Raw genomic sequence first — 18,202 nt, 5'->3', positions numbered from 1 at the left:
CTTACCCCTACACGATAAAATGAATGTGCTTTTTGCCGTGGTACGGCGAGATCTCGATTCGGGTTTTCACTCTGAATACGTCCCAGAGAAGTTCCTCGGATAAAATGGCCTGCGGGGTTCCGGTCGCTACAATTTGCCCTTGCTGCATTACGATCAGCGAATCACAGAACATGGACGCGTGATTAAGATCGTGAATGGCGACGATGCTGGTCACCGGCAGCTCGCTGATGAGCTGCATGAGTTGCATCTGGTGATGAATGTCCAGGTGATTGGTCGGTTCATCCAGCAGGATCTCGGTAGGCGTTTGCGCCAGGGCGCGGGCGATATGTACCCGCTGACGCTCGCCGCCGGATAAGCTCAGCCATCCCTGTTCGCTACGATCCAGCATATCCACGCGTTGCAGGGCGGCGGTGACGGTTTCGTCATCCTGCGCGCTCCAGTTCGAGAAGGGGGAGTGGTGCGGAATACGCCCCAGTTTGACCACGTCACGCACGCGCATATTGGCGTCGGTCATTCCGTGCTGTTCAACAAACGCCACGCGGCGCGCCAGCTGCTTTTTGGCAATGTGGGCAATGTCCTGTCCGTCAAGTGTTACGCATCCGGCATCCGGGCGACGCAGGCCCGCCAGAATGCGCAACAGCGAGGATTTACCGCAGCCGTTAGGGCCAAGCAGACCCACCGTTTCGCCCTGGGAAACCTTCAGCGAAACATTATTCACGATAACCTTTTTACCTACCTTCCAGGTGATATTGTCGGCGCAGATGCTCATCATTTATTCCTTGAGCGGTAGATAATCACGGCGAAGAACGGTACGCCCACCAGCGCGGTAACGACGCCAACCGGCAGGCTTTGCGGGGCAATCAGCATCCGCGAGGCGATGTCGGCCAGCACCATCAGGATCGCCCCCGCCAGCGCGCTGGCTATCAGCAGCGTGCGGTGCAGCGGCCCGAACAGGAAACGCATAACGTGCGGCACGACCAGCCCCACAAAACCAATCGAGCCCGCCATACTGACAATGGTCGCGGTGATCAGGGCCGTGGTGGTGAACAAGGCCAGGCGCACCCAGGGCACGGCAATGCCCAGCGAGGCGGCGGCATCATCACCAAAGGTAAAGGCGTCCAGCGCGCGGGAGTAGTAAAGACAGACGGCAAGCCCCGCCAGCACGACCACCAGCGCCAGCTGAAACTCAGGCCAGCGTACGCCGCTAAAGCTGCCCAGCAGCCAGAACATCACGTCGCGCGCCTGCTGTGCGCTGGCAGAGGTGCTGATGGTATAGGCGGTGATGGCGTTAAACAGCTGAGAGGCCGCCACGCCCGCCAGAATGGTACGTTCATTGCCGCCGCGCGCGCCGTTCGTCAGAAAGGCGACAAACGCAAAGGCGGCGAACGCCCCGGCAAAGGCACCCGCAGAAAGGGACACCGCGCCGGTGCCGAGACCCAACACGACGACCGAGACTGCGCCCGTTGACGCCCCCGCCGAGACGCCGAGCACGTAAGGTTCCGCCAGCGCATTCTTCAACAGGCTTTGCAGCACGGCGCCGCAAATGGCTAACCCGGCGCCGCAGCACGCCGCCACCAGCGCCCGGCTGAGGCGAAAGTCCCAGATCACGCTTTCATAGATGCGGTTGAGCGGAACGTCGGTCAGCCCCAGCTTATTGCTGATGGCGTAGAACACGTTGTTCAGCGGGATAGACAGCTCGCCGAGGCTCACGCCAAAGGCGATCGCCAGAAACAGCAGCACCAACGCGAGCAGGCACGACGCGGTCAGGAAGACGCCCTGACGCATCTGAAGTATGGCGGTGGTCATCAGTTCAGTCCCAGTTTTCTGAGCTGTTCGCCGACCTGTTCAGCACCGTAAAGCGTGCGGATCGTCGGGTTCATGGCCTGACCATCCATTATCACGATATGACCTTTCTTCACCGCGTCGAGCTGGCTGACGGCAGGATCGCTTTTCAGGAATTTGATTTTTTCTTCGGCGTTATCCAGTGCCCAACGGTTGCGATCCAGGCTTGAAACCACAATCACGTCCGGATTGGCGGCAATAATGCTTTCCCAGCCCACGGTCGGCCATTCGGTCTCAGAGGTAATGGCGTTATGGCCGCCCAGCACGTTGGCAATAAAGCCGGAGGCACTGTTTTTACCGCCTACATAGGCGTCAGCCGAAGGCGAGGAGCTTGAGAACCAGAAAACAAAGGAGAGGTCTTTTTTGTTTTTGCCAAATTCCTGGCGCAGGTCTGCTTCACGTTTTTTGAAATCGGCGATAACGGCCTGGCCGCGCGCTTCGACGTTGAAAATTTTAGCGAAATCTTCGATCTCTTTATAAAGGTAGGTCATGTCCCACAGCTTCTGACGGCTGCCGTACATGTCGCCCGCTGCTTTTTTGGTGGCGCACATGCCCGGCGACAGGTAGCTGTTTACCCCCACGGTCGCCAGATCTTCTCGTTTGGCAACCTTGCTTTCCGGTCCGAGCAGCAGCGGCAGCTGAGCAGGTACGAAGTCGGGGTTTTGCGCAAGGATGGATTCAAGAGTCGGAATTTCGACGGTCAGGGTTTTGATTTTTGCATTCTGCTCCGCCAGCTGCGGCAAGACTTTGGTCGGCCAGAACGCGCTGGCTTTCACCTTATCTTCCAGACCCAGCAGCAACAAAATCTCAACGGTATTCTGACCCAGGGCAACGACGCGCTCGGGCGCTTTGGTGAATGTCTCTTTATACCCGCAGTTTTCTATCGTGAGCGGATACGTGGTAGCCAGAGCTGTATTCATTGATGCAACCGCCAGGCCTAACGCACAGAGAACCTTTTTCATTAAACGCTACCCTTCATTAAAATTATGTTGATGCAAATGAAACGCATTATTAAGGCGGAATTTTATACAGAGGAAAATATATTGTGTCAATGTGGAACAATTACGCAGAGTAATGAAAAGCGGCGCCATGAAAGGCGCCGGAATGACGGGTTAAATCAGGCTTTCTTTATCGATTCCCAGACGCTTCATGCGCGAGAGCAGGGTGGTGCGCTTCAGCCCCAGCCGTTGCGCCGCGCCTTTCGGTCCGGCCACCACGCCGTTGGTCTCTTTCAGCACGCGCAAAATCAGCTGATATTCATCTTCGCCTTCCTGCGCGACTTCTGCCGAAAGCGTGGGGGCTTCCTGATGGGTGACCTCAGGCAAAGAGAGCTGAAGGACGTTCCCGCGCGTCAGCAGTACCGCGCGCTCAATGACGTTTTCCAGCTCGCGCACGTTCCCCGGCCACTCCATTGCCGAAAGGGTACGTAGCGTTTCAGCAGGAATACTGTCGATATTCCGCCCCATCCGGCGGGCAATCTTCGCGGTAAAGGCCTTCACCAGCAGGGGGATATCTTCCGGTCGCTCGCGCAGCGGCGGCAGGCAAATCGGGAAGACGTTCAGGCGATAGTAAAGATCGCTGCGAAACTCGCGGTCGGCGACCATCTTTTTCAGATCGCGGTTGGTGGCTGCAATCAGACGCACGTCGGTCTGGATCAGCTTATTGCTGCCGAGACGCTCAAACTCCTGCTCCTGCAAAACGCGCAGCAGCTTAGGCTGAAGCTCCAGCGGCATATCGCCCACTTCGTCCAGGAACAAGGAGCTTTTGTCCGCCAGTTCAAAACGGCCCAGCCGCTGGCTGCTGGCGCCGGTAAAGGCGCCGCGCTCGTGGCCGAACAGGTCGCTTTCCAGCAAGCCAGCTGGCATCGCCGCGCAGTTCATCTTCACCATCCGGCGGCTGTTGCGGTTACTCAGGTTGTGGATCGCCCGGGCAATCAGCTCTTTCCCGGTGCCGGTTTCACCGAGGATCAGCACCGTGCTGTCACTCTGCGCCACCATTTCAACCTGCTTAAGCACGCTGTACATGGCATCGCTACGCCCGATGATTTCGCCAAACTCGCTGTCCACGTTGTTGAGCTGCTCGGTCAGCGCCAGGTTTTCGTCCACCAGCCGCTCTTTCAGGCGGTGGATCTCCTGATAGGCGAGGGCGTTATCCAGCGCGATGGAGATACGCTCGGCGATCTGGCGCAGCAGCTTCAGGTTGGCGGTGGTAAATACGGCTTCATCGCACTGCGCCAGTTTGAGCACGCCGAGCATGGTGTTGCCTGACATCAGCGGCAGCAGGCACAGGGTCTGGATCTTGTTGCCCCAGGTGTTAAACAGCATCCGCTCGTAGGGCGCTACCGGATCCTGCTCGCTCAGGTTGAGTAGCAGGATCTCTTTGCTTTTAAATACCCGTTCAGACAAGGTTCCCGCTTCGTCCACCTCGCTCTGCTCGTGCGCCGGGTTAGCTTCATCAAGATAGTGGGTGGAGTAGATGTTCAGCTTGCCTTTACGGTTCCCGCGCAGCGCGATGCTGATGGCGTCGATCCTGAAATAGTGGTGGATCTCTTTAGCGACTTCGCTGACCAGCTCGTCCATGTCGAGCCTTGAGAGTACGGCGTTGGTGATGGCGACCAGAATGCGGAAGTTATCGCGCTCGCGGCTCAGCAGGTCGTAATCCACGTTATTGGTGACGCGGCTTTGGATCTGCTCTGCCACGACGGACACAATCTGCGTGAAGGTATGCAACCGCTCGTACTCCGCCTCGGTCCAGGGCTGGTCGGTAGTGCGGATAAACTCGCAGCCGCCAAAAATTTGCCCCTCCACCGCCAGCGGCAGCATGCTGTAGTGGCCGAACGGATGATAAAGGTTGCTCTCTGCCAGCTTCGGCCAGGCCTGGCGAAACTGGTCAAAATTGCAGTGCAGGGCTTCCGGGCGGGAGAGAATACGCCGCACCGGGCCGTGGGCCAGAAACGTTTCATCTTCATATTCGAAGATTTTGCCGTTATCACGCGTTGAGAAATAGCTTGCGCGGTGGGTTGCGCTATGCCAGAGCACAATGGCGGCGCTGTCCGCCAGCGCTGACTGCCTGACCAGCCGGGTCAGGGCATCGCTCAATGCGCCAAGGTCGGGCTGTTGTAAAAGTATGCGCGTGATGTCAAACAGGCCCTGCTGTCCAAGATCGCTCATCGGTGTATACGGCATTATTGCTTTCCAATAGAAACTGGCAAAAAAAACGTCAGCGCTGACCGCTTTTGGCGCGGTCTAGCAAATTCGGGGTAACGGTTCAGCGTGCGGCAGATCCAGCGTGCGCTTTACGCCGTATAGCCCGGTCAGGCGCACCCCTTTGCGCTCAACCATTTCACCTATAATGGCGGCCTCTTTCCCTGAAGGATGGGCACGTAGCTGCTCCAGTACCGCCCCGGCAGACTGGCGTTCTACGCCAATCACCAGCTTGCCCTCGTTGGCAAAGTTAAGCGGGTCAAGTCCCAGCAGTTCGCACAGGCCGCGAACGGCAGGCCTGACGGGCAGGCTGCGCTCGTTAAGCTCAATACCACAGCCACTGCTGGCGGCAAACTCATGCACCACGGCATTGACACCGCCTCGGGTGGCGTCGCGCAGCGCTTTTACGCCGGGCACCGTTCGCAGCGTCTGGATTAGCGGCGTGAGGACCGCGCAGTCACTGCGCAGATCGCCGTCCAGCCCCAGGCCTTCGCGCAGGTTCAGGATGGTTGCCCCGTGGCAGCCCAGCGTTCCGCTGACAATCAGCACGTCGCCCACCGAAAGCCGCTGCGCGCCCCAGTGAATCTCGGCAGGGATAGCCCCCATGCCGGCGGTGTTGATGAAGAGCTTATCCGCCGCGCCGCGCTGTACCACCTTGGTATCCCCGGTCACGATGGCGATCCCCGCCTCGCGGGCGGTGTGCGCCATGCTGTTGACCACTGCCGCGAGCGTCTCCATCGGTAATCCTTCTTCGAGGATGAATCCGCACGAGAGGTAGCGCGGAATGGCGCCGCTGACGGCCACGTCGTTTGCCGTGCCGCAGACGGCGAGCTTGCCGATATCGCCGCCCGGGAAGAACAGCGGGTCAATCACGTAGCTGTCGGTGGAGAATGCCAGCCGGTCGCCGTGTGCGGTGAGGGTTGAGAGCGCAATGCGCGCCTGATCCTCCTGCTCGGCGAGCCAGGGGTTATTAAAGGCTTCCATGAACAGCCGGTTAATCAGCTGCTGCATCGCCTGTCCACCGCTTCCGTGCGCCATTTCCACCGTGTTCATGCTTCACACTCCTGGTTGCGATAGTGATACCACGCGGCGCATGCTCCTTCGGAGGAGACCATGAGCGCGCCAAACGCGGTTTGCGGGTTACAGGCGTTGCCAAATAACGGGCAGTGATGAGGTTTACATTTGCCGGTGAGCACGTCGCCACAGCGGGCGCGGGGATCGTCGCACGCCTGCTGCGGCTGCGGGCGGAAATGCGCTTCGGCGTCGAAGGCGCGATACGCAGGCGTCAGGTGCACGCCGGATTCCGCAATCAGCCCCAGTCCGCGCCATTCGCCGTCGCCTTCTACGCTAAACACGTCGGCTATCGCCTGCTGTGCCCGTCTATTTCCGGCATCGGGCACCACGCGGCGATACTGATTTTCCACCGCACTCAGGGCCGCTATTTTCTGCTCAACCAGCATGGTCACGCCTTGCAGTAGATCAAGTGGCTCGAATCCAGCCACCACTAACGGACGATTGTACTGTTCAGCAATAAAACCGTAGGCGTCTGTGCCGATGACCATGCTGACGTGGCCCGGCGCCAGAAACGCGTCGATGCCGTTATCCGGCGCATCAAGCAGGCTGCGTAGCGTGGGGATCAGCGTGATGTGCTGGCAGAAAAAGAAAAAGTTAGTGACGTTGCGGGCATTCGCCTGCTGGAGGGTGATGGCGGTGGCGGGCATGGTGGTTTCAAAACCCAGCCCGAAAAAGACGACCTTGCGGTCAGGATGAGCCTCTGCCAGCGTCAGGGCATCCATCGGGGAGTAGACAATCCGCACGTCCGCGCCCCGCGCCTTCGCCTGGAGCAGCGAGCCATTTTTCCCCGGCACGCGCATCGCGTCGCCAAAGGTGCAGAAAATCACGCCGGGCCGGCTGGCGATGTCGAGACAGCTGTCGATGCGCCCCATCGGCAGCACGCACACCGGGCAGCCGGGACCGTGGATAAACTCGATGTTCTCCGGCAGCAGCTGGTCGAGGCCAAATTTGAAGATGCCGTGGGTGTGTCCGCCGCACACTTCCATGATCCGCAGCGGCCGGTCTGCCGTGTAGTCCAGCAGCGACGCGCGGGATTTCAGGCGATCGATAAGCTGCAACACCTGCTCAGGCGCGCGATATTCATCAACGTAACGCATGTGTTATCGTTCCTCCCCATACAGCAGGGCGCCCACGTCCGGCTCAACGTCGAACATATTCTGTAGCGCGTCCAGCGTGTCGCGGGCTTCCTCTTCATTAATCACGCTCATGGCAAACCCCACGTGGACCAGCACCCACTGGCCGAGACGCGATGCGCCGGTTTCGTCGTGGCTGCCCACCAGCGTCAGGTCGACATCACGCAGGATGCCGCAGACCTCCACCCTGGCCAGATTGCCGTCAATGGAATGAATTTGTCCGGGAACGCCTATGCACATCGTTCGCTCTCCAGCCAGTTCAGCCAGGCGTCCATCCCGTCACCGCGCGTGGCGGAAACCAGCAGGATCTCAATGTCCGGGTTCACTTCCCGGGCGAAAGACACGCACTTATCCACGTCGAAGTTGAGGTACGGCAGCAGGTCGACTTTGTTCAGCAGCATGAGGGAGGCGGCGGCAAACATATGCGGATACTTCAGCGGCTTGTCCTCTCCTTCGGTAACGGAGAGCACCGCCACTTTATGCCGTTCGCCAAGGTCGAAGCTTGCCGGGCACACCAGGTTGCCGACGTTTTCGATAAACAGAATGCCGTGCGCTTCCAGCGGCAGGCGCGGGGCGGCGTCGGCAATCATCTGCGCATCCAGGTGACAGCCCTTGCCGGTGTTAACCTGAATGGCGGGCGTGCCGGTTTCGCGGATGCGCGCCGCGTCGTTAACGGTTTGCTGATCGCCTTCGATCACCGCGCAGGAGATGCGTTGGTTCAGCCGTTTGAGGGTTTCGGTCAGCAGGGTGGTTTTACCGGAGCCGGGGCTGGAGACCAGGTTCAGCACCAGCTGTTGACGGGCCGCAAAGCGGGCGCGGTTGCGGGCGGCAAGCTGGTTATTTTTGTCCAGCACGTCGATCTCCACCTCCAGCATCTGGCGCTGGCTCATGCCCGGCGCGTGGGTGCCCGCTTCGCCGTGGCCATAATGCAGGTCGCCCGCGTCGGAACGCTGCGGCGCAAAGGTGATGCCGGTCAGTGCCACCGCGGGACGCGGGGCAGGGGAAAAGGGCGCGGAGCGAAACGCGGAGTGAGGACGGTGTTCATCCCCTTCTATATACAGGTTGCCTTCGGCGCAACCGCAGGTACTACACATAACTTACTCCTTCTCGATTTCGAGGCGCTGGATCTGCATGCCGTCATCCGCCACGATGCGCAGCCCGCTGCTCTGACACTGCGGACAACGCTGCACTTTCGATGAAAGCAGCGTGACGTACTGCTGACACTGCTCGCACCAGCACTCTGCCTGCTGATCCTCGATATGCAGCGCGCAGCCTTCCGCCAGCGTGCCGCGGCACACCAGTTCAAAACAGAAGGTGAGGGCGCTGGTCTCGACGCAGGAAAAGGCGCCGACCTTCAGCCAGACGCCGGTCACGCGTTTTGCGTGGTTCTGCACAGCCTGCTGTTCGATAAGTTCCAGGGCCCGCTGGCAGAGGGTGATTTCGTGCATGACGCCTCCTTAATGAATTGCCCTTCAATGCAATAACGGTGCCAGCTTGGTTTTGGCTACGGCGTGACGATGTCAACGCTGTCGAAATGACACGTCGACACCGCGGCGGTGACAGTATGCTTTCCTGTAAAATTCATTTAAATCAATCAATTAAAAAATGGCACGAAATCTGCTTAACAGCCGCTAACTCCATTAACCGGATACCTTTTATGACTATTTGGGAAATTAGCGAAAAAGCGGATTACATCGCGCAACGTCATCAGCAGCTCCAGGAGCAATGGCACCTGTACTGCAATTCACTGATCCAGGGGATTACGCTGTCGAAGGCCCACCTGCATCACGCCATGAGCTGTGCAGCGCAGGGGGACATGCGCTTTGTGCTGTTCGGTCACTTTACGATTTACGTCACCCTGGCGGAGACCTTCAACAGCCACACGATTGAGTACTACGTCGAAACGAAAGAGGGCGACAGGCACTGCATCGCCCGGGCGCAGCTGATGGCCGACGGCATGGTGGACGGTCACGTCAGTAACCGCGATCGCCAGCAGGTGCTGGAGCACTATCTGGAGAAAATCGCGCCGGTTTACAACGGCCTCTACGCCGCCGTTGAGCATGATCGGCCGATCAACCTGAAACAGCTGATCGACGGAAAATCCTCAGCGAACGTGGCCTGAAAAACGCGTGTCGAGAAGTGTCGATAAGACAGTTTTTTTCGTCAAAAATGACCATCACCAGAGGATTGCCCGGTGAACCGTTTTGTAATTGCTGACTCGACGGTCTGTATTGGCTGTCGGACCTGTGAGGCGGCGTGCTCGGAAACGCACCGCCTGCACGGGCTCCAGTCCATGCCGCGCCTGCGCGTCATGCGTAATGAGAAAGAGTCTGCCCCGCAGCTCTGTCACCACTGTGAAGATGCCCCGTGCGCGGGCGTCTGTCCCGTCAATGCCATCACCCGCGTCGATGGCGCAGTGCAGCTGAACGAAAGTCTGTGCGTGAGCTGCAAGCTGTGCGCCATCGCCTGTCCGTTCGGTGCCATTGAATTTTCCGGCAGCCGTCCGCTGCATATTCCGGCGAATGCCAACACCCCGAAAGCGCCGCCTGCGCCACCGGCTCCGGCACGCGTGAGCACGCTGCTGGACTGGGTGCCGGGCGTGCGCGCCGTCGCGGTGAAGTGCGACCTGTGTAGCTTTGATGAGCAGGGCCCGGCCTGCGTGCGGACCTGCCCGACCCGGGCGCTGGTCCTGGTTAACATTCGCGATATTGCCCGCACCAGCAAGCGTAAGCGCGAGCTGACCATTAATACCGACGTCGGCGATCTTTCGCTGCTGCGGGCGCTAAACGAGGGGGCGAAATGAACGCGATAGTAATGATGACCAGCGGCGTGGCCTGGTTTGCCGCCGCCGCGGTCCTGGCGCCGATCGTCTCCTTCCATAAAACGTTGAGCGGCTGGATCGCCGGCATCGGCGGGGCGGTCGGCAGCCTGATGACGCTGGCGGCGGGCGGCGTTGTCCTGTTCGACGGCCAACCCGTCGACACAACCCTTCCGCTGATTCACCACGCCGTTGAACTCACGCCGCTGAACGCCATCTGGCTGGTGACCTTTGGCCTGTGCGGGCTGTTTATCAGCCTGTTTAATATCGACTGGCACCGCCATCAGCAGACCAAAGCGAACGGCCTGCTGGTTAACCTGCTGATGGCCGCCGCGGTCTGCACGGTTATCGCCAGCAACCTTGGCGCGCTGGTGGTGATGGCCGAAATCATGGCGCTGTGTGGCGTGTTCCTGACCGGATGCAGCGCCTCCGGCAAGCTATGGTTTGCACTCGGACGCCTCGGCACGCTGCTGCTGGCGCTGGCCTGCTGGCTGGTGTGGCAGCGTTTCGGCACCCTGGACTTTGCCGCGCTTAACGGCCAGACGCTGGGCAACGACGTCTGGCTATTGGGCGTCGTAGGTTTTGGCCTGCTGGCCGGGATTATCCCGCTGCACGGCTGGGTTCCGCAGGCGCACGCGAATGCCTCTGCGCCCGCCGCCGCGCTGTTTTCGACGGTGGTAATGAAGGTCGGTCTGTTCGGTGTCCTTATGATAACCCTGACGGGCGGTCAGCCGCCGCTGTGGTGGGGCGTGGCACTGCTAATTGCGGGGATGATCACCGCCTTTGTCGGCGGGCTGTACGCCCTGATGGAGCACAACATCCAGCGTCTGCTGGCGTACCACACCCTGGAAAATATCGGGATTATCCTGCTCGGCATGGGCGCGGGCGTCACCGGGCTGGCGCTTAACCAGCCGGCGCTGATTGCCGCCGGGTTTATCGGCGGTCTGTATCACCTCGTCAACCATAGCCTGTTTAAAAGCACCCTGTTCCTCGGCGCGGGCAGCGTCTGGTTCCGCACCGGGCACCGCGATATCGAAAAGCTCGGCGGCATCGGCAAAAAGATGCCGGTGATTTCGCTGGCGATGCTGGTGGGGCTGATGGCGATGGCCGCGCTGCCGCCGCTGAACGGCTTTGCCGGAGAGTGGGTGATTTACCAGTCCTTCTTCGCGCTCGGTCAGAGCGACGCGTTTATCGGGCGTTTACTCGGCCCGCTGCTGGCGGTGGGCCTGGCGATCACCGGCGCGCTGGCGGTGATGTGCATGGCGAAGGTTTACGGCGTCACCTTCCTCGGCGCGCCGCGTACACGCGAAGCGGAAAACGCCTGCTGCGCCCCGGTACTGATGGCCACCAGCGTGGTCGCGCTGGCGCTGTGCTGCATTGCGGGCGGGGTTGCCGCGCCGTGGCTGCTGCCGCTGCTGGGCCACGCCGTTCCGCTGCAGCTGGCGACGGCGCATACCGTTGTCTCCCAGCCGATGATGGCGCTGCTGCTGATTGCCGCACCGCTGCTGCCGTTCGTGCTGATGCTGTTCTTCAGACGCGACCGTCTCGCCTCCCGCACGCGCGGCGCGGCGTGGGCCTGCGGTTACGTACACGAGCCGTCGATGGTTATCACCGCCCACGGTTTTGCCATGCCGGTCAAGGAGAACTTCGCCGCCGTGCTGAAGCTGCGCCAGTGGCTTAACCCGCAGGGCTGGGTGCCGGGCTGGCAGAGCGCTGCCGTGCCCGTGCTGTTCCGCCGGCTGGCGCTGATCGAGCTGGCGGTGCTGGTGGTGATTGTGATTTCACGAGGAGCCTGACATGAGTCTGTTACTGGCAATTCTTCAGGCGCTGGCGCTGTTCGCCGTCGCGCCGCTGCTGTCGGGCATCACGCGCGTGGCGCGCGCCCGAATGCACAACCGTCGCGGGCCTGGCGTGCTCCAGGAGTACCGCGATCTCTTCAAACTGCTCTCCCGCCAGAGCGTCGCACCGGATGCCGCAGGCTGGGTGTTCCGCCTGACGCCGTTTGTGATGGTCGGCGTGATGCTGACCATCGCCACCGCGCTGCCGGTGGTCACGGTAGGCTCGCCGCTGCCGATGCTCGGCGATCTGATTACGCTCATCTACCTCTTCGCCATCGTGCGCTTCTTCTTTGCGATTGCGGGCCTGGACACCGGCAGCCCGTTTACCGGCATCGGCGCCAGCCGCGAGGCGATGCTCGGCGTGCTGGTTGAGCCGATCCTGCTGCTGGGGCTGTGGGTGGCCGCGCAGGTTGCAGGTTCGACCCACATCAGCTTTATCACCGACACCGTTTACCACTGGCCGGTGGCCCGCTCCATCCCGCTCGTACTGGCACTCTGCGCATGCGCGTTCGCCACGTTTATTGAGATGGGCAAGCTGCCGTTCGATCTCGCGGAAGCGGAGCAGGAGCTACAGGAAGGGCCGCTTACCGAGTACAGCGGCTACGGCTTTGCGGTACTGAAGTGGGGCATCAGCCTTAAGCAGCTCGTCGTGTTGCAGATGTTCGTGGGCGTTTTCTTCCCGTGGGGGCAGATGACGCACTTCTCTGTGGGCGGCCTGCTGCTGGCCGTGGTGGTGGCCGCGCTCAAGCTGCTTATCGGCGTGCTGGTCATCGCCCTGTTTGAGAACAGCATGGCGCGCCTGCGTTTTGCAGCAACCTCGCGCATCACCTGGGCCGGTTTTGGTTTTGCATTTTTAGCGTTCGTCTCCTTGCTGGTGGCGTGATTAAAGAGAGTATTTATGTCTGAAGAAAAGAAAGGTCAGCAGTATCTCGCCGCGTTGCATCAGGCCTTCCCCGGCGTGGTGCTGGAGGAGTCCTGGCAAACCAAAGACCAGATCACCATTACCGTAAAGGTCAACTATCTGCCGGAAGTGGTGGAGTTTCTTTACTACCGGCAGGGCGGGTGGTTATCGGTGCTGTTCGGCAACGACGAGCGACAGCTGTGCGGCAACTATGCGGTGTACTACGTGATGTCGATGGAGCAGGGCGAGAAGTGCTGGCTCACCGTGCGCGTCGAGGTCGACCCGAACAAGCCGGAATACCCGTCCGTAACGCCGCGCGTTCCTGCCGCCGTCTGGGGTGAGCGCGAGGTGCGCGACATGTACGGCCTGGTGCCGGTCGGCCTGCCGGACGAGCGTCGTCTGGTGCTGCCGGACGACTGGCCGGATGAACTCTATCCTCTGCGCAAGGACAGCATGGACTACCGCCAGCGCCCGGCGCCGACCACCGACAGCGAAACCTACGAGTTTATCAACGAGCTGGGCAGCAAGAAGAACAACGTGGTGCCGATCGGCCCGTTGCACGTCACCTCCGACGAACCGGGCCACTTCCGCCTGTTCGTTGACGGCGAAAACATCATCGACGCCGACTACCGCCTGTTCTACGTCCACCGCGGCATGGAGAAGCTGGCGGAAACCCGCATGGGCTATAACGAGGTCACGTTCCTCTCAGACCGCGTGTGCGGCATCTGCGGCTTCGCCCACAGCACCGCCTACACCACCTCGGTGGAGAACGGCATGGGGATCGTGGTGCCGGAGCGCGCGCAGATGATCCGCGCCATTCTGCTGGAGGTGGAGCGCCTGCACTCGCACCTGCTAAACCTCGGTCTGGCCTGCCACTTCGTCGGCTTTGACTCCGGGTTTATGCAGTTCTTCCGCGTGCGCGAAGCGTCGATGAAAATGGCGGAAATTCTCACCGGGGCGCGTAAAACCTACGGCCTGAACCTGATCGGCGGGATCCGCCGCGACCTGCTGAAAGACGACATGATCAAGACCCGCCAGCTGGCGCAGCAGATGCGTCGCGACGTGCAGGAACTGGTGGACATGCTGCTCAGCACGCCAAACATCGAGCAGCGCACCGTCGGGATTGGTCGTCTTGATCCTGAAATTGCCCGCGATTTCAGCAACGTCGGCCCGATGGTGCGCGCCAGCGGCCACGCCCGCGACACCCGCGCCGATCACCCGTTCGTCGGCTACGGCCTGCTGCCGATGACCGTGCACAGCGAACAGGGCTGCGACGTGATTTCTCGCCTCAAGGTGCGGATCAACGAGGTCTACACCGCCCTGAACATGATCGACTTCGGCCTGGACAACCTGCCGGGCGGTCCGCTGATGGTGGAAGGTTTCACCTATATTCCAAACCGCTTTGCCCTCGGCTTTGCCGAAGCGCCGCGCGGGGATGATATCCACTGGAGCATGACCGGCGACAACCAGAAGCTCTACCGCTGGCGCTGTCGTGCGGCGACCTACGCCAACTGGCCTACCCTGCGCTATATGCTGCGCGGTAACACGGTCTCTGACGCGCCGCTGATCATCGGCAGCCTCGATCCGTGCTACTCCTGCACCGACCGCATGACGGTGGTGGACGTGCGTAAGAAGAAAAGCCAGGTGGTGCCGTACAAAGAGCTTGAGCGTTACAGCATTGAGCGCAAGAACTCGCCGCTGAAATAAGGACTCGCCATGTTTACCTTTATCAAAAAAGCGATCAAAACCGGCGCGCAGACCAGCAGCTATCCGCTGGAGCCGATCCCGGTGGATAAAAACTTTCGCGGCAAGCCGGAGCATAACCCGCAGCAGTGCATCGGCTGCGCGGCCTGCGTCAACGCCTGCCCGTCGAACGCCTTAACGGTGGAAACGGACCTCAAAACCGGCGAGCTGGCCTGGCAGTTTAACCTCGGGCGCTGCATCTTCTGCGGCCGCTGCGAGGAGGTCTGCCCGACCGTCGCCATTCGACTTTCCCAGGAGTACGAGCTGGCGGTGTGGAAAAAAGAGGATTTTCTCCAGCAGTCGCGCTTCGCGCTGTGCACCTGCCGCGTCTGCAAGCGTCCGTTCGCCGTGCAAAAAGAGATCGACTACGCTATCGCGCTGCTGAAGCACAACGGCGACGCCCGCGCGGAGCAGCACCGTGAAAGTTTCGAAACCTGCCCGGAGTGTAAGCGTCAGAAGTGCCTGCTGCCGTCTGACCGCATCGATTTAACCCGCCATATGAGAGAGGCCAGCTGATGGAAAACTTACTCGGCCCGCGCGACGATAACGGCATTCCGGTGCCGCTGACGGTGGAGGAGTCCATCGCCAGCATGAAGGCGTCGCTGCTGAAAAAAATCAAACGCTCGGCCTACGTTTACCGCGTGGACTGCGGCGGCTGCAACGGCTGTGAGATCGAGATCTTCGCCACCCTGTCGCCGCTGTTTGACGCCGAGCGCTTCGGCATCAAAGTGGTGCCGTCTCCGCGCCATGCGGACATTCTGCTGTTTACCGGGGCGGTGACCCGCGCCATGCGATCGCCCGCGCTGCGCGCCTGGCAGTCTGCGCCGGATCCAAAAATATGCATCTCCTACGGCGCCTGCGGCAACAGCGGCGGCATCTTCCACGATCTTTACTGCGTCTGGGGCGGCACCGACAAAATCGTGCCGGTGGATGTCTATATTCCGGGCTGCCCGCCGACGCCCGCCGCCACGCTGTACGGCTTTGCGATGGCGCTCGGCCTGCTGGAGCAGAAGATCCACGCCCGCGCCCCTGGCGAGAACGACAACCAGCCTGCGGCCATTCTGCATCCGGACATGGTCCAGCCGCTGCGCGTGAAGGTGGACCGCATGGCGCGCAGGCTGGCGGGCTACCGTTACGGGCGTCAGATTGCCGACGATTACCTGCGCCTGCTGAGCCAGGGCGACCATCAGGTGGCGCGCTGGCTGGAGGCGGAAAACGATCCGCGTCTCAATGAGATCGTGGCGAACCTGAACAGCATTGTGGATGAGGCGCGTATCCGATGAGTGAAACGGTGGTGTTCAGCCAGCTGAGCCGTAAGTTTATTGATGAGAACGATGCCACGCCGGATGCGGCGCAGCAGGTGGTCTATTACAGCCTGGCGATTGGGCACCACCTCGGGGTGATCGACTGTCTGGAGGCGGCACTAACCTGCCCGTGGACGGAATACCTGGCGTGGATCGCCACGCTGGAGGAGGGCAGCCCGGCGCGGCGCAAGATGGAGGGCGTACCGAAGTACGGCGAGATCGTCATCGACGCCAACCATATCACAATGCTCGCCAACGCCTTTGACGCGGCGCTCGGCAGGCAAACCCCGGCGCAGCAGGCGTGGAGCAAAACGCTGCTCGGCATGCTGCACGATATTCATCAGGAGAGCGCCATCTACCTGATGGTGAGGAGATTACGTGACTGACGTTTTACTGTGTGTCGGCAACAGCATGATGGGCGACGACGGCGCGGGCCCGCTGCTGGCGGAGATGTGTGGCGCAAAACCGCAGGGCGACTGGGTGGTAATCGACGGCGGCAGCGCGCCGGAAAACGACGTGGTGGCCATTCGCGAGCTGCGCCCGGAAAGGCTGTTGATTGTGGATGCCACCGATATGGGGCTGAACCCGGGCGAAATCCGCCTGATTGACCCGGACGACATCGCCGAGATGTTTATGATGACTACCCACAATATGCCGCTGAACTACCTTATCGATCAGATCAGGGACGACGTGGGCGAGGTGCTGTTTTTGGGTATCCAGCCGGACATTGTCGGATTTTATTACCCGATGACGCCGCCGGTGAAAGAGGCGGTGGAGGAGGTGTATTCGCGGCTGGCGGGGTGGGTTGGGGACGGCGGGTTTTCTCCGCTCTGAGCAGTGCCGGGTGGCGGCTACGCCTCACCCGGCCTACAAAACCGTAGGCCCGGTAAGCGTAGCGCCACCGGGCAACAGGCTACGCCAGATCCGCCCCGTTACTCGCAATCACCTTCTTATACCACCAGAACGATTTTTTGCGCTTTCTCTCCAGCGTCCCGTTGCCGGCGTCGTCGCGGTCAACGTACACAAACCCGTAGCGCTTGCTCATCTCCCCCGTTGAGGCAGACACCAGGTCGATGCAGCCCCAGGTGGTGTAGCCTATCAGCGGCACGCCGTCCGCAATTGCATCGCCCATCGCGCGGATATGCTCGCGCAGGTAGCTGATGCGGTAGTCGTCGTGGATCTCGCCATTTTCATCGATGACGTCCTTCGCGCCGAGGCCGTTTTCCACCAGGAACAGCGGCTTCTGGTAGCGGTCGTACATCATGTTCATGGTGATGCGCAGGCCGAGCGGATCAATACCCCAGCCCCACTCGCTTACCTGAACGTGCGGGTTACGCAGAGACTTCACGATGTTCGCCGCGCTGGTGTTGCCCGCGTTCATATCCGCCGACGCGCAGCGCGAGGCGTAATAGCTGAACGAGACAAAATCGACGGTGTTTTTCAGCAGTTCGTCGTCACCGGGATCTTTCACAATCACGACGCCTTTTTCGCGGAACACGCGGGCAGAGTAGGCCGGATAGCTGCCGCGCGCCTGCACGTCGATGAAGAACAGGTTCTCACGATCTTTCTCCATCGCCGTCCACACGTCTTCCGGCTTGCAGGAGTACGGGTAAAAATTACCGCCCGCCAGCATGCAGCCGACCTGGTTTTCCGGGTTGACCTCGTGGGCGATTTTGGTCGCCAGCGCGCTCGCCACCAGCTCGTGGTGCGCGGCCTGGTATTTCACCTGATCCTCGTTTTCACCTTCTTCAAACACCAGCCCTGCGCCGGAGAACGGGCTGTGCAGCATGATGTTGATTTCGTTGAAGGTCAGCCAGTATTTCACCAGCCCGTTAAACGCCTCGAAGCAGGTGCGGGCGTAGCGGGCGAAGAAATCCACCATTTTGCGGTTGCGCCAGGAGCCGTACTCCGTCACCAGGTGCATCGGCACGTCGAAATGGCACAGGGTCACCAGCGGCTCGATGTTGTACTTTTTGCACTCCTCAAACACCGCTCGGTAGAAGGCGATGCCCTCTTTATTTGGCAGCGGCTCGTCGCCGTTCGGATAGAGGCGGCTCCAGGCAATCGAGGTGCGGAACACCGTAAAGCCCATCTCCGCCATCAGGGCGATGTCTTCTTTGTAGCGATGGTAAAAATCAATCGCCTCGTGGCTCGGGTAAAATTCGTCGTCACGCAACGAAAACCGTTTTTCCTTACCGACCTTTACCGCCAGACGGTGTGCGCCATGGGGGATCATATCGACCGTCGTCAGTCCTTTGCCGCCTTCACGGTAAGCACCTTCACTCTGGTTGGCGGCAAGCGCGCCGCCCCATAAAAATCCTTGTGGAAAAACAGACATTCTTACCT

At 60.6% G+C, this 18,202-nt stretch carries 19 protein-coding genes; 9 read left to right on the top strand and 10 right to left on the bottom strand.

Annotation, left to right across the window (positions count from 1 at the left end; translation table 11 throughout):
- Nucleotides 1-7: 7 nt before the first annotated feature.
- From A3466_RS18820 to hypA, 9 genes are all read right to left on the bottom strand, one after another.
- The gene (locus tag A3466_RS18820; protein WP_063451873.1) at nucleotides 8-769 is read right to left on the bottom strand and encodes an ABC transporter ATP-binding protein; all 762 of its coding nucleotides are present in this window, start codon (nucleotides 767-769) and stop codon (nucleotides 8-10) included.
- On the bottom strand, nucleotides 769-1,806 hold the full coding sequence (locus A3466_RS18815; RefSeq protein ID WP_063451872.1) for a FecCD family ABC transporter permease: 1,038 nt from the start codon (nucleotides 1,804-1,806) through the stop codon (nucleotides 769-771). The genes A3466_RS18820 and A3466_RS18815 overlap by 1 nt, the downstream gene beginning before the upstream one ends.
- On the bottom strand, nucleotides 1,806-2,804 hold the full coding sequence (locus tag A3466_RS18810; protein ID WP_063451871.1) for an ABC transporter substrate-binding protein: 999 nt from the start codon (nucleotides 2,802-2,804) through the stop codon (nucleotides 1,806-1,808). The genes A3466_RS18815 and A3466_RS18810 overlap by 1 nt, the downstream gene beginning before the upstream one ends.
- A gap of 150 nt (nucleotides 2,805-2,954) precedes the next feature.
- Nucleotides 2,955-5,027, bottom strand: coding sequence for a formate hydrogenlyase transcriptional activator FlhA (gene flhA, locus A3466_RS18805; RefSeq protein WP_063451870.1), 2,073 nt, complete (start codon nucleotides 5,025-5,027; stop codon nucleotides 2,955-2,957).
- Between the two features lie 60 nt (nucleotides 5,028-5,087).
- Nucleotides 5,088-6,098 carry a hydrogenase expression/formation protein HypE gene (hypE, locus tag A3466_RS18800; RefSeq protein ID WP_063451869.1) on the bottom strand — a complete coding sequence of 337 codons (1,011 nt, stop codon included), beginning with the start codon at nucleotides 6,096-6,098 and terminating at the stop codon, nucleotides 5,088-5,090.
- Nucleotides 6,095-7,216 carry a hydrogenase formation protein HypD gene (gene hypD / locus A3466_RS18795; protein WP_063451868.1) on the bottom strand — a complete coding sequence of 374 codons (1,122 nt, stop codon included), beginning with the start codon at nucleotides 7,214-7,216 and terminating at the stop codon, nucleotides 6,095-6,097. Before hypD ends, hypE begins: the two co-directional genes overlap by 4 nt.
- 3 nt (nucleotides 7,217-7,219) lie before the next feature.
- Complete coding sequence (locus A3466_RS18790) at nucleotides 7,220-7,492, bottom strand: HypC/HybG/HupF family hydrogenase formation chaperone (protein ID WP_063451867.1); 273 nt, start codon at nucleotides 7,490-7,492, stop codon at nucleotides 7,220-7,222.
- Complete coding sequence (gene hypB, locus A3466_RS18785; RefSeq protein ID WP_063451866.1) at nucleotides 7,483-8,346, bottom strand: hydrogenase nickel incorporation protein HypB; 864 nt, start codon at nucleotides 8,344-8,346, stop codon at nucleotides 7,483-7,485. Before hypB ends, A3466_RS18790 begins: the two co-directional genes overlap by 10 nt.
- A 3-nt stretch (nucleotides 8,347-8,349) precedes the next feature.
- Nucleotides 8,350-8,700 (bottom strand): hydrogenase maturation nickel metallochaperone HypA, encoded by a 351-nt coding sequence (hypA, locus tag A3466_RS18780; protein WP_063451865.1) that lies wholly within the window; start codon nucleotides 8,698-8,700, stop codon nucleotides 8,350-8,352.
- 209 nt (nucleotides 8,701-8,909) lie between these two features.
- On the opposite strand from hypA, the gene hycA reads away from it, so the two are divergent.
- From hycA to hycI, 9 genes are all read left to right on the top strand, one after another.
- Nucleotides 8,910-9,374: a formate hydrogenlyase regulator HycA gene (gene hycA / locus A3466_RS18775; protein ID WP_063451864.1), complete on the top strand. Its 465-nt coding sequence runs from the start codon at nucleotides 8,910-8,912 to the stop codon at nucleotides 9,372-9,374.
- 72 nt (nucleotides 9,375-9,446) lie between these two features.
- Nucleotides 9,447-10,055, top strand: coding sequence for a 4Fe-4S dicluster domain-containing protein (locus A3466_RS18770; protein ID WP_063451863.1), 609 nt, complete (start codon nucleotides 9,447-9,449; stop codon nucleotides 10,053-10,055).
- Entirely contained in the window at nucleotides 10,052-11,866 is a 1,815-nt protein-coding gene (hycC, locus tag A3466_RS18765) for a formate hydrogenlyase subunit 3 (protein WP_063451862.1), read from the top strand. Before A3466_RS18770 ends, hycC begins: the two co-directional genes overlap by 4 nt.
- 1 nt (nucleotide 11,867) lies before the next feature.
- The gene (locus A3466_RS18760) at nucleotides 11,868-12,791 is read left to right on the top strand and encodes a respiratory chain complex I subunit 1 family protein (RefSeq protein WP_063451861.1); all 924 of its coding nucleotides are present in this window, start codon (nucleotides 11,868-11,870) and stop codon (nucleotides 12,789-12,791) included.
- Between the two features lie 15 nt (nucleotides 12,792-12,806).
- The gene (hycE, locus tag A3466_RS18755) at nucleotides 12,807-14,516 is read left to right on the top strand and encodes a formate hydrogenlyase subunit HycE (RefSeq protein ID WP_063451860.1); all 1,710 of its coding nucleotides are present in this window, start codon (nucleotides 12,807-12,809) and stop codon (nucleotides 14,514-14,516) included.
- Nucleotides 14,517-14,525: 9 nt separating this feature from the next.
- Nucleotides 14,526-15,068 (top strand): formate hydrogenlyase complex iron-sulfur subunit, encoded by a 543-nt coding sequence (locus tag A3466_RS18750; protein WP_063451859.1) that lies wholly within the window; start codon nucleotides 14,526-14,528, stop codon nucleotides 15,066-15,068.
- Nucleotides 15,068-15,835 carry an NADH-quinone oxidoreductase subunit B family protein gene (locus A3466_RS18745; RefSeq protein ID WP_063451858.1) on the top strand — a complete coding sequence of 256 codons (768 nt, stop codon included), beginning with the start codon at nucleotides 15,068-15,070 and terminating at the stop codon, nucleotides 15,833-15,835. The genes A3466_RS18750 and A3466_RS18745 overlap by 1 nt, the downstream gene beginning before the upstream one ends.
- Nucleotides 15,832-16,242: a formate hydrogenlyase maturation HycH family protein gene (locus A3466_RS18740; protein ID WP_063451857.1), complete on the top strand. Its 411-nt coding sequence runs from the start codon at nucleotides 15,832-15,834 to the stop codon at nucleotides 16,240-16,242. Before A3466_RS18745 ends, A3466_RS18740 begins: the two co-directional genes overlap by 4 nt.
- On the top strand, nucleotides 16,235-16,690 hold the full coding sequence (hycI, locus tag A3466_RS18735) for a hydrogenase maturation peptidase HycI (RefSeq protein WP_063451856.1): 456 nt from the start codon (nucleotides 16,235-16,237) through the stop codon (nucleotides 16,688-16,690). Before A3466_RS18740 ends, hycI begins: the two co-directional genes overlap by 8 nt.
- Before the next feature lie 79 nt (nucleotides 16,691-16,769).
- Here hycI and A3466_RS18730 read toward each other — a convergent pair whose 3' ends face one another.
- The gene (locus A3466_RS18730; RefSeq protein WP_063451855.1) at nucleotides 16,770-18,194 is read right to left on the bottom strand and encodes a 6-phospho-beta-glucosidase; all 1,425 of its coding nucleotides are present in this window, start codon (nucleotides 18,192-18,194) and stop codon (nucleotides 16,770-16,772) included.
- Between the last annotated feature and the right edge of the window lie 8 nt (nucleotides 18,195-18,202).

The organism is Enterobacter genomosp. S, assembly GCF_001631805.1.
Classification (GTDB): domain Bacteria; phylum Pseudomonadota; class Gammaproteobacteria; order Enterobacterales; family Enterobacteriaceae; genus Enterobacter; species Enterobacter quasihormaechei.
This window is presented reverse-complemented; position numbering and strand designations above follow the sequence as displayed.